This is a genomic window from Nocardiopsis flavescens (genome assembly GCF_900141985.1).
GTDB lineage: Bacteria > Actinomycetota > Actinomycetes > Streptosporangiales > Streptosporangiaceae > Nocardiopsis > Nocardiopsis flavescens.
In genome coordinates, this window is record NZ_FQZK01000047.1 from 1 (window position 1) to 15,126 (window position 15,126).

Genomic DNA, 15,126 nt, shown 5'->3' on the forward strand with positions numbered 1-15,126 from the left:
CGCACCGGCTGCCCTCCGCGCCCGGAAACGGGTACCTCAAGACCGACACCGAGACGCTGACGCGCTTCAAGGCCGCCTACGTCTCGGGGGCCTACCGGGTGAGCCCGCGCGCCGTGCGCGTCAACGGCTCGGTGGAGGCCGCCACGGTCCTGTTCACGGACGCGCCCGTCAAGGTGTCCGAAACCGTCGTCGAGCAGGTCGTGGAGGAGGAGCCGCAGGACGTGCAGACCTCCCTGCTGGAGATCGCCCTGGACCGCCTGTCCGAGCACGGCCCCGCCGCCCGCGAGGTCTGGCTGCCGCCGCTGGGCGTGCCGCCGCTGCTCGACGAGCTACAGCGCATGACCGGGAGCGCGATCCCCGAGGGCGGGCTGCTCTGGGAGGAGCAGGGCTCGCTCCGGGTCACCGTCGGCGTCGTCGACCGGCCCTTCCAGCACCAGCGCAAGCCCCTGGTCGCCGACCTCGCCGGGGCCGGCGGCAACGTCGGTATCGCGGGCGGCCCCCAGAGCGGCAAGAGCACGCTCCTGGCGTCGCTCATCCTGGGACTCGCGCTGCGCAACACCCCCGCCCAGGTGCAGTTCTACGGCATCGACTGCGGCGGCGGCCTGCTCCAGGCGCTCAAGGGGCTGCCGCACATGGGCAGCGTCGCGGCGCGCAACGACGAGCGGCGCATCGTGCGGACGGTCATGGAGATGCACGAGATCCTCTCCCACCGCGAGACGTTCTTCGCGGAGCACGGGATCGACTCCATGACCACGTACCGGGCGCGGCGGGCGGCGGGCGAGTTCGCCGACGAGCGCCACGGCGACGTGTTCCTCATCGTGGACGGCTGGGGCACCATCCGCCAGGACAACATGGACCTGGTCGCCTCGATCGTCCAGCTCGTGCAGCGCGGCCTCAACTACGGCGTCCACGTCATGGTGGCCTCGCCGCGGTGGGCGGACTTCAACACCAGCGTCCGCGACCTCCTGGGCACCCGCTTCGAGCTGCGCCTGGGCGACCCGGTCGACTCGATGATCCACATGCGGGCCGCCCAGACCGTGCCCCGCGTCCCGGGCCGCGGCATCACCGAGGACAAGCACCACTTCCTCACCGCGCTGCCCCGGGCCGACGGGAACGCGGACGCGGTGACGGTGTCCGCGGGCATGGGCGAGATCATCACCCGCGCCAAGGACGCCTGGGACGGACCCCCGGCGCCCCCCGTGCGCACCCTCCCGGCGATGCTCCGGGCCTCGGAGCTGCCCCCCTCGGACCTGGAGGGCACCAGCGGCGTCCTGCGGGTGCCGATGGGCCTGGAGAGCCGGCGCATGCAGCCCTTCTGGCACGACTTCGGCGCCACCCCGCACCTGCTGGTGGTGGGCGACACCGAGTCGGGCAAGACCAACCTGGTCCGGCACATCACCAACGCGATCCGGCGCCACTACGGGCCGGCGGAGGCGCGGGTCGTCCTGGGCGACCAGCGCCGCCAGCTCTACAACGCCGTGCCCAAGGACATGCAGCTGGGGTACGGGGTGACGGGGGACAGCGTCCGGGAGATGATGCAGGCCGCCGCTCAGGCCATGCAGGTCCGCATGCCCGGCCCGGAGATCACCCCCGACCGCATCCGGCTCCGCGACTGGTGGACCGGGCCGGAGCTGTTCGTCATCGTGGACGACTTCGAGCTGGTCGCGGGCAGCGGGCCCAGCCCCATGGCGCCGCTGGCGTCGATGCTGGCCCAGGGGGCCGAGATCGGCATGCACGTCATCCTCGTGCACGCGGCGGGCGGGTTCGGCCGGGCCACTGGCGACCCGTTCATCCGCTCGCTGATCGACCTCAACACCCCGAGCATCATGCTCTCCACCCCGCCCTCGGAGGGGATGCTCTTCGGCAGCATCCGCGCCCGCCGGATGGCGCCGGGCCGCGCCCTGTGGATCTCCCGCCGGGACCCGGTGGAGGTCCAGCTCGCCATCGCGGAGGAGGAGGGCGCCTGAGCGCGCCGCCCGCGCGGGCCGGGGGCGGTCCCGGCCCGCGCGGGCCCGGCCCGTCGCCGGGGGGCGTCCACCCGCTTGGAGCGCTCGGCCGTAGCGGGAGGGTGGCGCTGCCACCGCAGGTCGCGCGGGGTGGGGGCGCGGGTACCCGCCCGGGGTAAAGCCGAGCGCACCTGCCCCATTCTCCTAACGCTGTGGCGGGTGGAGCGTGCGCTGTCTCTGGGCCTTCAGCACAGCCGGTGAGCATTGATCCATGCCCCGGCTCCAGGGGGTCGGGGAGGGCGTACCTCCCTCCGCGAACCCGGGGGGTGAAGGCCGCGGGTACCTGCCCGCCGTGCAACTGGCGGTTTTCCGCCCGCCTGGAGTGCTCAGCCGTAGCCGGAGGGCATCGCTCCCACGCCGGGTCGCGCGGGGTAAGGCTGCGCGTTCTCGCTCGGCCCGGCCGCAGGGGGTGTCGGGGCACGCTCCCGCGTGCTCCGCTCCAGGGGGTGAAACGGACTTGGAGGCTTCCAGGACGGTCACCCGCTGGAAACGGCGGTCTGTGGTCGCGCCCGACCAGAACCTTTGGCTTCCAAGACGCCCGCCGCTTGGAAAGGTACAGACCGGCGGAGCCGGATCCGCCCCCACGATACGACGGGCGGCAGACGGCCGGGCGAGCACGTGGGGCGCACGTCCGGGGTGGTGGGGGTGTGCTGTCCGGGGGCGGGTCCGGGCGAGGCCTGCCCTGCCCGACCATGCGGGAACGGAGGAATGGTCCGACCGGGGTCGCGCGGTTGCTCCCGACCTCGCTTGGAACACCAGCCCCAGACGTAGTAACCAGCACCCAAGCGCCCTCCCGCACCACGACGCACCGAGCCGCGCGCATGCAGGTGCGCGCGGCCTTCACTCCCGCGCGGCCGGGCGAGCAGGTAGCCGCGGCCTTACCCCGCGCGACCTGAGGTCTGCGCGACACCCTCCGGCTGGGGTCGGGGGCTCCGGGCGGGTGGACAACCCCCGGTGGCTGGGCGGGGCAGGTGTCCGCGGCTTTCACCCCCAGGGGTTCGCGGAGCCGAGTACGCCCTCGTCGACCCCCTGGGGTCGGGGTGGCGATCAACGCTGACCGGCTGTGCCCGGGGCCCAGAGAGAGCGCACGTTTCACCCCCTATGGCGTTGGGAGGGCATGGGTGGGCTCTACGTACGGGCCGCTTGTCGCGCGCCTGGTCCTTTGCAGGGGGCATTCCTCCCGTCTCAAGGGCTGGGGTGGGATCGCCTCGCTCGACCCAGCCCCGGATGACACCCCCACCACCGGCGACGTGCATCGAACGCGCCGGCCTGGAAGTCTGCCGCCTGCCGACTGCGCCGGGGCCAGGTCCACGCTCCGCTGGCCGCCGTTTCCAGATGGCTGGACTTTTGGAGAACTCCGGTCGAGCTCTCACCCTCGCAACCTGAGCTGAGAGCGATGCCCTCCGGCTGGGGCCGGGGATTCCGGGCGGGTGGACAACCCCCACTGGCTGGGCGGGGCAGGTGTCCGCGGCCTTCACCCCCAGGGGTTCGCGGAGCCGAGTACGCCCTCGTCAACCGCCTGGGGTCGGGGTGGTGATCAACGCTTTCCGGCTGTGCCTGGGGCCCAGAGAGAGCGCACGTTTCACCCCCTATGGCGTTGGGAGGGCATGGGTGTGCTCTACGTTCGGGCCGCTCCTCGCGCGCCTGGTCCTTTTCAGGGGGCATTCCTCCCGCCGCTGTGTCTGGGCTGGGATCGCCTCGCTTGACCCAGCCCCGGATGACACCCCCACCACCCACGACGCGCGCCCAACGCACCGGCCCGCCACGCTGCCGCCCGCCGACTGCGCCGGGGCCAGGTCCACGCTCCGCTGGCCGCCGTTTCCAGATGGCTGGACTTTTGGAGAACTCCGGTCGAGCTCTCACCCCCGCGACCTGAGCTGAGAGCGATGCCCTCCGGCCACGGCTGAGCACTCCAGGCGGGTGGACAACCGCCAGGGGCGCGGCGGAGCAGGTGTCCGCGGCCTTCACTCTCTGCGGCCCGGGTCGGCGCGATGCCCTCCGGCTGGGGTCGGGGGCACCGGGCGGGTGGACAACCCCCTGCGGACAGGGTGGGAGCGACGCTCTACGGCCAGGGCCGGGGCCGGAACCCCGGGGCCGGTGCGACCGATATGCGGCCCTGAGGGGCGCAGGGCGGGCCGTGGGGTCGTGGGGGCGCCCCGGAACACCACACACCCGGTCCCGGACCGCCCTGGGGCGGTACGGGGCCGGGCGCGGCCGTGCCCGGCTCAGCCGTGGCGCGGCTCGGGCACGCGCTCGGGCACCGGGCCGGTGGGCACCGGCTCGCCCGGGGCGGCGGGGCGCCAGCCGCGCGCGCGTCCGTTGCGGAACACGGCGGCCCCCAGCACGCACATCACGATCAGCAGCGTGCCGCCGCCGATCACGGCCCAGGTCGGGAGCGCGTCCAGCGCGCCCAGCGGCGAGGGGTCGGGGACGAACCGGTCCCCGGCCGCGTGGGACGCCTCGCCCGCCGGGCCGGTGGTCAGCGCCGCCACGGGGTCGACCCGGCCGCCCCCGCCCACCGGGTCCCGCGAGCCCGACGGGGACGGGTAGGCGGTCGACATGAGCCGCTGCCGCATCTCCTCCGGGGTCAGGTCCGGCTCCTTGGCGGCGAGCAGGGCCGCCGTCCCCGCCGCGAAGGCGGCCGCCACCCCCGAGCCCGCGCCGATCACGTGCCCGCCGCCGGGGCCGGGCCCCGCGGTCAGGTCTCCCGGCGCCAGCACGTCGACCCGCACCAGCTCGCCGTCCATCCGCAGCACGGGGGAGGCCACCACCGGCGCCCCCTCGGGGTCGTGCGCCGCCACGCTCAGCGCCTCGGGGTGCTGGCCGGGGTACCCGGCCAGCGGGCCGCGCACCGTGTTCACCGTCGCCGGCGCCACCACCAGGGTGCCGGCCGCCGCGGCGGCGGTCACGGCCTCGTCCAGGGCGGTGCTGTTCTCCCAGGCCGCGGTGCTCACGAGGATGACGTCGGCGCCCGCGGCGGTCGCCTCGGTGATGCGCGCGGCCAGCTGCCCCGGAGGGGTGATCCCGGTGTTGGGGTCCCCGGCCGGCAGGAAGCTCAGGGCGGCGCCGGGCGCGACCCCCAGGGCCCCGCTGTCCTCCACCGCCCGCCCCGCGACCACGCCCGCCACGAACGTCCCGTGCCCCAGGCAGTCCGTGGCACCCCCGCCCTCCACGACGCCGTCGAGCGCCGGGCCGGTGGCGTCCAGCTCCGGGGCCAGGAGGGCGATCTCCGTGCCCGAGCCCGTGCTCAGCCGGTGCGCCCGGTCCAGGCCCAGGGCGGCGCGGGTCCAGGGCTCCTGCTCCACGATGTCGGTGCCCATCTGGGAGCAGGCCTGGCGCTCGCCCTTGAACTCGAAGACCTGGGGCAGGGGAGGCGGCGGTTCGTCGGCCGCGGTGTCGGCCGCCGCCGCGGCCGGGCCCGCCACGGGGCCCAGGGCGAGGAGCAGGGCGGCCGCCGCGCGGCCGACCGCCCGGCGGCGCGGGGCGCCGGGAGCCGGGGTGGATCTCAACGGGCTCTCCTGTCGAAGGGGGCGGAGCGGGGGCGCGCGAGGTGAAGGGGCGCGGACGGCGGCGCGCCCCGGGGGCGGGGCCGCCGTCGGCGGGGCCGTGCCGGGCCCGGGGCCGCGGCGCCGCGCCGGGCGCGCAACACACCCTAACGGCTGTCCGCCGCGCCCGGCAGTGGCGTCCGTCTCGCCGGCGGCGGTCGCGCCGGGTCCGCGCTCACCCGGACGCTCCGGGGCCCGCGGGGGGCAGGACCTCGGCGAGCATGAGGACCTCCCGGCCCCGCACCCTCACCTGCCGGATGACGTACGGCAGCCGGCGGGGCAGGAAGATCTCCCGCTGCTCCGGGTACAGGCTCGCGTCCCCGACCCACAGGAACGGGGTCGCGGCGGGCAGGCGCAAGTGGATCCGGATGGGGTCGGGGGAGTCCCCGACCACCGCCGGGACGTCCCCCAGCGCCGCGGACATGTACCCGGGGTCCCGCTGGACGTGCCCGATGACCGACCGCGGGTCGCGGCCGTCGAACCCCGTGAGGTGGTCCATCGAGTACAGGGTCCGCACGGCGGCGGTGGCCTCGGGCAGGTGCTGGCCGATCGCCGCGTCCAGGATGCCCATGAGCCGTTCGGCGTCCTCCAGCCGCGGGTAGCGCCCGCCGTTGAACTCCGCCATGGCGCCGCTCTCGCCCGAGCGCTCCAGGACGTCCCGCAGCGCCTCCTCGGGGTCGGGGTCGGCCAGGACCCGCTCCACCAGGTTCCGCTGCCGGGGCGTCAGGCCGGGGCGTCCCCGGGCCTCCCGCAGGTCGTCCAGGGTGGGCGCGGTGCGGTCGTTGACCTCGTACAGGTCCCACCCCTCGGAGGCCTCCTCCCCGGCCGCCGCCGCGTCGCGGTCGGCGTCGGCCCACTCGTTCAGGACCACCTGTCCCGTGGCGCGGTCCCCGGCGCGCGCCACGACGTTCACCCACGACGAGGCCGTGTAGGTGAAGACGGCGCGCCGCTGCTCCCCCGGCCGGCGGTGCAGGGGGAGGCCGGCGAGGTCCTGGTCGCGCAGGATCAGCTCGCCGTAGGCGTCCGCCTCGTCGGTGTCCGCGAAGCGGCGGAACCCTTCCCCGTCCACGTGCCCGGGGTAGGTGGAGGGGTCGCCGGGGACGGGCGGGGGAGCCCCCTCGCTCTCCGAGCCGTCGGAGGACGCGCCGTCGGAGTCCGCGTCGTCCATGGACGCGTCGGAGTCCGCCTCCTCCCGGGCCTGCTCCGGCGCGGGGCTGTCGGGCAGGTCGACGTAGGCGTTCCAGTCGGGGCTCTGCGCGGCCGGGTCCGCCGGGGCCCCGCCGTCGTGCGCGGGGGCGCCGGCCTGCTCCGCGGCCGGGTCGCCGCCCGTGCCGGTCGCGTACCGGCGGTGCACGTCCAGCATGTCCTGGTCGGAGCCGGTCGGGGAGTACGGCTCGGCGAGCGTGGGGTTGAGGGCGTCGGCGAACGTCTCGGCCATCGTGGGCGGCCGGGCCGGCTCGGGGGAGTCGGGCACGAAGGCCGGGAACACGAACACGTCGGTGGTGCCCGTCGCGGGCAGCAGGGTGTCCGGGTCCAGCAGCCCCTTGAACCCGCCGCTGCCGGGCAGGAGCGGGTCCTTGCCGTCGCGCAGCCGGTCGAGCAGCTCGGAGTAGGGGTAGGCCGGGGGAGCCTGCTCCGCGCCGTAGGCGGGCGGGGCCTCGCGCGTGTCGGCGCCCTCGGCGTCGTCGAACAGGGCCGCGTCGGAGTCCCGCGCGGCGGTCTCCGTCCGCACGGGCCGGGACCGGGAGCCGCGGTCGCCGTCCCCCGTCGTGGTCGAGGACTCCCCGCCGCCGCGCCCGGAGGGCGCCGACCCGCCGCCGGGGGGCGCCGTCCGGCCGCCGCGCACGGAATCGGTGTCCCCGCCGCGTCCGGTGCCGGGCGGCGGGGCGTCGTCATCGTCGGAGTCGGAGTCGGAGCCGTCGGAGCCGTCGGAGTCCTCGGCGCGCGGCGTGGGCGCGGGCACCTCCAGGTCGTCCAGCCGCGCCTCCAGGGTCCGCAGGTCCCGGTTGAGCGGGCGCAGGGCGTCCACCTCCGCGGCCAGCGCCGGGATGCGCGTGCCGGTCAGGTCGAGGATCGCCGCCTCGACGGCCGCGACCCGGGTCTCCAGCGCCGTCCGGCGGCCGTCCAGGCCGTCCATGCCGGTGTGCAGCCCGTCGAGGTCGGTGCGCGCCTCGCCCTCGGGCCCGATGAGCGCGCCGTACGCGTCGTCGGCGCCGTCGATCCGGGTACGCAGGTTCCCCAGCTCCCGTGCTGCGGCGTCGAGCAGGCGCCGGAAGGGCGGGACGTGCCCGGCCGCCCGGCCGGCCGCGTCGCGGGAGGCGCCGAGTTCGGTCGAGACCAGCAGGCCCCGCTCGCCCACCGGGCCCAGGAGGTCCCGTGTCTCCTCGGCCAGCGCCTCGTGCCGCTCCCGCAGGGCCTGCGCCTCGTCCGCGCCGCGTTCGGCCCGCGCGGCGTAGGCCGCGAGGTCGCGCTCGAAGTCCGCCACCCGCGTGCCCAGTCCGGCGACCCGCTCCGGGGTGGCCAGGCCGGGGTCGGCCGGGGGCACCGGCGCCGCGCGGTCGCCCAGCAGGCGCTCGGCCTCGCCGAGCGGGGCCGGGTCCGGGGCGCGGTCGAACACGCCGTTCGCCCGGTCGACCCGGTCCTGGAGGTCGGTCAGCGCGTCGTCGACCAGCGGGCGGGCCAGCGCGGCGACCTCCGCGGGCAGCCGGGCGCCCTCCGCCATCCGGGGCAGGTCCCGGCGGGCGACGGTGTCGACGGCCGCCGTGATCCGGTCGACGCGCGTGCGCGCCGCGTCGTTGGCGCCGGAGAGGTCGCGGGCGGTCTCCCGCGCCCCGCGCAGCCCTTCTCCCAGCCGGTCGACGTTGCCCCGGAGGGCGGCCCGTGCGGGGTCGCTGGCGTCCCGGGCCATCGGCCGGTGCAGGCTCTCGTTGTACAGCGCCTGCGCGCGCACGCGCGTGATCCTGTCCCGGGCCCCGTCCAGCAGGCCCTCGGGGCGGCGCGTCCGGTCCAGGGCGTGGTCGAGGACGGCCCGGGTGTCGCGCGCCTGCTCCTCGAACGCCTCCCGGCGCCCCTCGGTCTCGGCGTGCAGGGCGGCGGCCTCCGCCAGCAGGGCGTCGCGCCTCCGGTTGAGGGCGGCGACGGCGGCCGGGTCCTGGCGCTCCTGGGCCACCAGCCGGTCCAGGTCGTCCAGGAACGCCGCGACGCGGGGCCGCAGGTTCGCGACCCGGGCGGGGGCGGTGGCGGCCCCGGCGCCGGGGGCCGCCGTCCGGGCGGCGTGGTCCTCCAGCAGGGTCTCCACCCGGGTGAGCAGCTCGGCCGCCTTGGTGTTCTCCTCCCGCGCCCGGTCGTTGCGCCGTTGCAGGTCGGAGACGGTGCCGTCCATCTCGTCGACCTTCTCGCGCAGGTTGGCGGAGGGGTCGGCCTCCTCCCCGCCGGCGCGGTGGTCGAGCTCGGCGGCGACCGTGTCCCGCAGGGTGGTGTCGGACAGCACCCGGGTCCGGGCCGGGCCGCCGCCGGGGGCGGGGCGCTCGGCGGCGGGGACGTCGAACTCGCGGCGCGCGCCGTTGAGGGTCCGGACCCAGGCGCGGGTGCTCTCCTCGTAACGGTGCAGGCCGTCGCGGTAGCGCTCCTCCTGGGCGCGGTAGGCCTGCCGGGCCTCCTCCAGCCGGTCGGCGGCCCAGTCCGCGGTCTCGGAGGAGCCGCTGCGGGAGCCGTCGTCGGACCCGGGGGCGTGCTCGGCCAGCCAGGTCCGGTGCTCCCCGTGGGCGCGCACGTAGTCGCGGACGGGCTCCTCCAGGCGCCCGCGCTCGCGGCCGTAGTCCTTCTCGTGCTCGCCCATGACGTCCGCGGCGTCGTGGACGCGCTCGGCCTCGGCGTCCAGCCGCGCGGCCTGCTCGGGCGTGACCAGGCCCAGGCGCAGCGCGTCGGACCGGGGCACCCAGGCCGCGACCGTGCCGCGGGTCTGGCCGGAGTGGACGCCGCCGCCCTTGGCGGAGGCGCTGACGAGCCAGGTGGTGTCGAACTCGACGAGGTAGGCGGGGCCCAGGCGCTGGGTCTCGGACCGGGGCGGGTGCGCGCTGGAGGACTCGCGGCCGTCGGCGGCGGTCGCGGAGGTGGAGCCCAGGGGGGCGTTGAGCGCGCCGGCCAGGACGCCGGTGTGCTTGTCGTACACCTCCTTGTCGGTGGTCAGCCCGGCCGGGCGCACCGAGGGGTCCAGGGCGGTCCCGGAGGTGTGCGCCGAGGACTCCGCGAGCGTCTGCTTCTCCTGGGTGGTGACGCTGAGCCGCGAACCGGCGACCGCGTCGAGGACCCGGGCCCCGGAGAAGTCGGGCAGGGCGGTGATCCGCCAGCCCGTGGAGCCCAGGTCCGTCAGGGCGACGCCGTCGGCGTCCCCGGCGGTGCGGGAGAACAGGGCCTTGAGGGCCACGGACTCCAGACCGCTGTCGATCGGCGAGTGGCGCCGGTCCAGGTGCAGCCGGTCGGCCGTGAACTCCCGGGCGCGGGCCACCCCCTCGGCCGTGTACCCCCGGTCCCCGGCGCGGTCGGACGCCTTGGGCTTCCAGCCCAGGGAGCGGGCGATGACGGCGGCGGCGGTGTCGCGGACGGCGGCGCCGCCGTTCTCCACGGCCACGGGCATCATGACGAGGTTCTCGGGCAGGCGGGTGGCCCGGCCGCCCGTGAACAGGGCGCGGGCGCGGTCGCCCAGGGCCTGGAGGGCGGTGCGGCCCGGCGCGGGGGCGTCGTCGATACCCGCCACCGGCCGGCGGTCCCCGCCGCCCGTCTCCGTGTCGGGGGAGGAGGCGCGGTCCGAGTCCCCGGTCCCCTCGGTGCGCGGGGAGAAGTCGAGGTAGGAGTAGGGGTAGAGCGTGTGGATCGGGCCGGAGTCCTCGCGGGCCCGGACCCTGAGGTCGTCGGGGCCGCGCAGCGTCAGGACCAGCTCGCTGTCCTGCTCGACCTTGGCGTAGGGGCCGCTGGTCTCCAGCTGCACGGTGTGCGTGCTCTCCTGCGACAGGGCCCGGGTGTCGGTGTCGGAGGTCGAGACACCGCCGGAGGCGGCCGGGGAGACGAACAGCGGCCGGCTGCCCGGCTCCTGCCCGGGCGGGTTCTCGTCTCCCCGGAAGGGGGTGGGCTGGAGGGAGACGCCCTCGGCGCCGACGGTGTTGCCGGTGCCGGTGGACCGGGAGGTTCCGCCGCCCGCGGTCCAGGTGTGCGACTCGATGACGGCGTCGCTGGAGGCCAGGTACTCGACCTTGCGCTCCCGGGTGCGCAGCTCGACGTACACCCGCGCGTCGTCGGAGCCGCGGCCGGGGTTGGGCTCGCCGGAGCCGGAGGTGCGGCGCACGCGCACGGCGACGGGCTCGCTGGTACCGGAGGTGTTGCCGAGCCGGGTGGTGAGGGAGGAGAACAGGCTCTCCCGGCTGTCGCCGGTCAGCTCGTACCCCTGCGCCCGCAGCCGCCGGACCAGCGTCTCCAGGGCGGCGGTGGGGTCGGCGGGGCGTACGCGCCGGCCGGAGTCCTCGAAGCCGGGGCGCACGCGGACGTCGGTGATGTCGGCGGGGTCGTCCTGGGGGGTCAGGGCGAGGGTGCCGTCCTCGTTCTCGGTGACGCGGTCCAGGACGATGCCCGCCTCCTGGGCGTCCCGGGCCGAGATGTAGCCCGACAGCAGGTCCTGGACACTGGCCGTCCACCCCCGGAAGCGCGTCTTCCAGGCCTGGGGCACGACCACGCCGCGGCTGTGCAGCAGCTCCACCGCCTGGCTGACGCGCCCGGCCAGGCGGAACGCGTAGCCCAGGGCGGCCTTGGGGACGATGGTCGTGGAGGAGGTGAAGGACGCCTTCCCCGTCGTGCCCCGGGCGGACCGGAAGAAGTTCCAGGTGTTGCCGAACCCGCCCACGGGGATGGGCCGCACGGCGCCCGCGGGCGCGACGGCGGTGTCGGGGTCCTGCTGGGCGGCCTCGTCGACGGTCCGGTTGGCGCTCCCGCCGCCGGTGGCGCCCACCCGGAAGGTGCCGCTCTTGGTGACGGTGTCGGAGGTGCCGATCTCCACGCCGGTCTCGCCGTGCGTGATCATCTGCATCTCGACCTGCTGGAACTCCTCGATCCGCTCGGGCTCCACCCGCGTGGCGGTGGTGGCCCGCACGTCGCCCGGCGAGCGCATCCCGCCGCTCATCTCCGTGCGGCCCCGGCGGCCGCTCGGGGCGGTGGTGGAGGGGTCGTCGGCCATGCCGGTGGGGGAGAGCAGCTCCTGGTAGTAGGTCCGCCCGCCGGTGGTGTTGAGGTAGGTGCGGAGCTTGCGCTCGAAGCCCTGGAACAGGCCGCGCCGGAAGTCCGAGAACAGCTCGAAGGTGCGGCTCGCCGGGCCGACGTTGATCCGCTCGACGGAGCCGCCGACGCGCACGAGGTCCTCGGCGCGGCGCCGCTCGCGCGCCTGCTCGGGGGTCTCGCCGTCGCGGGGGCCGCGCTCGCGCCCGGTCCTCTCCGCGCCGTCGGCGTCGCGCTCCGCACGCTCCCCGCGGCGGCCGTCGCCGCCGGTCCGGCGCTCGCGGTGCCCGTCGCCGTCGCGTCCCCGCTCCCCGCGCCGGTCGCGGCCCCCGGCCGCGTCCCCGTCGCCCGCAGGGGAGAAGGGGCCCTCGATCAGGGCGCGCGCCTGTGCGGTGGACAGCTCGTCGTGGGAGTGCCGTCCGGCCCGCGGCCCGGGCCGGGCGCTCTCGGTGAGGACCCGCGGGGTGATCACCCGGTAGTCGGCCCGGATCGGGGCGGCGAGCAGGTCCGTGCTCTGGTCGGTGCCGCGGGCCCGGTCGGAGCCCTCGTAGTCGCTCATGCGGGCCGTGAACGCCACCGGTCCGCGCCAGATGTCGGAGCCGCCGGGGAAGAAGATGGTGTCGTCGGAGGCGTGGGAGACACCGCGCGAGGTGTCCGAGGAGTGGGCCCGGGACCCGCTCAGGGTCGCGGAGGCCCCGCCCATGCGGTGGCCCATGCCGCGGGCGTCGGCGTCCCGGGAGCGGAGCAGGCCCGCCCCGGCCGTCAGGTTGAGGGTGTGCGAGGCCCCCTTGCCCCGCGCCGCACCGCTCTTGGCGTCGCCGCCCAGGCGCACGCCGGTCTCGGTGGGGGTGCGCCCGTCGAAGGCCAGCGCGCCGAAGGCCGCGTGGACGTGCACGGTGACGCTGTCGGGACGTGCCAGCTCCCTGCCCTTGAGCGTGAGCGGCGGGTCGACCGCGGCGTTCTCGGCGAGGTCGATGGTCAGGCCGAGGTCCGAGGTGAGGTCGGTGTCGCCCGAGTGCAGCCGGTCGGGGGCCAGGGCGTCCAGGACGCGCAGGGTGTTCTCCCGTGCGACGTTGTAGTTGCGGCGCAGGCCGTAGACCTCGCGCCACTTCTTCTCGCCGAAGGAGGCCTCCTCGTTGCCGGGGCGCAGCGCGTAGTCCTTGCGGTTGCGGGCCATGTCCGGGATGACCATGCCCGGGTGCCGCTCGGCGACGGCGTCCAGCACCTCGCGCTGGAGGCGCTCGTACACCGTCGGGCCCGCATCGCGTCCGCCGTCGTCCCCGTCCCCGTCGCGGTCCGCGGCTCCGTCGTCGTCGGCGGTCCGCTCGAAGCCGATGACGGTGGTGCCGCTGAGGTCGGTGACCGTGTTCCCGCGCAGGTGGGCCATGGGCGGGCGGGGGTTCTCGCCCGGGTCGCGCCGCCCGGCGCCCGCGCCGGCGGCGTCGTCGAGCGCGTCCGCGTCGCCGCGGGAGACGATCTCGACGGTCTCGCCGGTGAAGGTGTGCGGTGCGGGCTCCCCCTCGATGTGCACGGAGAGGTCGCGCTCGACCCGGTAGGCGAGGAAGTCCTCGGTGCCGGCGATGTCGCGGGCGATCGTGCGGCGCGAGCCGGTCCGGGAGGAGGTGAGGGTCTCCGAGTCCAGGGTGCGGGAGTAGACGTACTCCAGGGTGGGCACGTCGATGCGGGTCATGCCGCCGCCCGGGAGCGACAGCTCGATGTTCACACCGCCGCCCACGCTGAAACCGAAGCTCCTGCTCCGGCCGCCGGACGCCGAGACGGTGTGCTCGGACCCGTCGTGGCGGGTCAGCTCACCCAGGTGCGGGGCGTGTCCGAAGGCCCGGTACTCGTTGGCCGAGGACGCCAGGCGCACCATCCGGGAGGTGCCGTCGCCCTGGGAGACCTTGAGCGTGATCGGCCCCCGGGACAGGTGCGGCAGGTACTCCTGGAGGGAGTCGTTGTCGAACAGGGTCCGCAGGGTCCGGTGCAGGTCGCGCGCGGTCCGGGCCTTGGCGCCCGTGCCGGTCGCGCCCTCGGCGCCGTCGGGGACGAGGCGGTCGGCCAGCCAGGTGCCCAGGTCGGTGTGGGTGGGGGCGGTGCCCTCCGCCCCGCCGTGGGGGACGATCCGCTCGATCTTGATGGGCAGGCCGCCGTGCAGGGTCCGGGGGGTGCGGCGGGGCGCGCCGCCGTCCCCGTCGCCGGGGCGCGGGGCCAGGACGATGTGGGCCGGGGCGTCCTCGGCGCGCTTGTCGGGCTTGCCGGACAGGACGAGGGCCATGCCGTCGCGCACCAGAGCGGGGCGCGGGGCGCGGGTCGGGGCCCCGGCCGGCGGGGTGACGCCCAGGTCCATGCGCAGGTCGGCGGTGTAGACCTCGGCCGGCGCGCTGTTGTCCATCGCCTGTACGGCGGTGGCCTTGGCGGAGCCGCCCCGCGCGGCCGAGCGCAGCCCGCTGCCGCCGCTGCCGCCGACGGTCAGGCTGGGGCCGATCGGGTCGCCCAGGAAGGTCGGTCCGAAGTAGAGCGGGTTGGCGGTGAACTTGGCGCTCACGCCCCGGCGGGCGCCGCGGGTGAGGGTGTCGCCGGAGGCGGTGGTGCGGGTGCGCTCCTGGCCGCCGATGATCGCGGCGTCGGTGCCCTCGCCCTCGCGGATCGGCACGTGCCGGTAGGCCGGCGGGCCCTCGCCGTCGGGCCGGTCGGAGGACAGCTTGACGCGGACCGACCACCGGTTCCCGTCGGTCCCGACGGTGACCTCGCGCCCGTTGCCGGTGAAGAACGGGTCCATGCCCTCCTGGCGCGCGATGCGGTCGACCTCCGCCAGCACCTGATCCCGCACGGCCCGGGGCATGCGCGGGCGCATCCCGCGCAGGGAGCGCTCGATCGCCGCGGGGACGCCGTCGGTGCGCAGCCGGCCGGGTCCGACCATGCGGGAGCCGACGAGGTAGTCGAGGTCGTGGGCCTCGCCGTCGCGGTCCACGGTGAGGGAGCCGTCGTAGACGTCGGGGTCGGCGGGGTCGCGTTCGTCGTCGGTGGTCTCGGCTCCGGACCCGTCGTCGGGGTCGTCGTCCGGGTCGTCGTCGCGGTCGGGGTCGCGGCGCACGGGGGCGGGCCGTTCGTCGCCGCCCGGCTCCTCGGCCGGTGCGCGGCGGGTGCCCGAGCCCTCGCCCGTCTCCCCGGTCAGCGAGCGTCCGTCCGGACCCAGGGTGTCCAGGTCGTGGACCCGGGCGCTGAACACCTGGACCTCGGTGGACCCGGGCGGGGGCAGGACGGACCGCAGGTCCTTGGGCCAGGAGAGGTCGCCGACCACGGCGGGGTCGGGG

At 76.4% G+C, this 15,126-nt stretch carries 3 protein-coding genes; 1 reads left to right on the forward strand and 2 read right to left on the reverse strand.

All coding sequences use genetic code 11. The features are described from left to right. A partial coding sequence (gene eccCb / locus BUE45_RS30505) for a type VII secretion protein EccCb (RefSeq protein ID WP_245833623.1) occupies positions 1-1,967 on the forward strand: 1,967 nt, incomplete at its 5' end. A 2,264-nt stretch (positions 1,968-4,231) separates the two neighbouring features. Here eccCb and BUE45_RS30510 read toward each other — a convergent pair. After that, the gene (locus BUE45_RS30510) at positions 4,232-5,515 is read right to left on the reverse strand and encodes a S8 family serine peptidase (RefSeq protein ID WP_073384391.1); all 1,284 of its coding nucleotides are present in this window, start codon (positions 5,513-5,515) and stop codon (positions 4,232-4,234) included. A gap of 211 nt (positions 5,516-5,726) precedes the next feature. Further along, the gene (locus BUE45_RS32805; protein WP_073384392.1) at positions 5,727-15,113 is read right to left on the reverse strand and encodes a hypothetical protein; all 9,387 of its coding nucleotides are present in this window, start codon (positions 15,111-15,113) and stop codon (positions 5,727-5,729) included. Between the last annotated feature and the right edge of the window lie 13 nt (positions 15,114-15,126).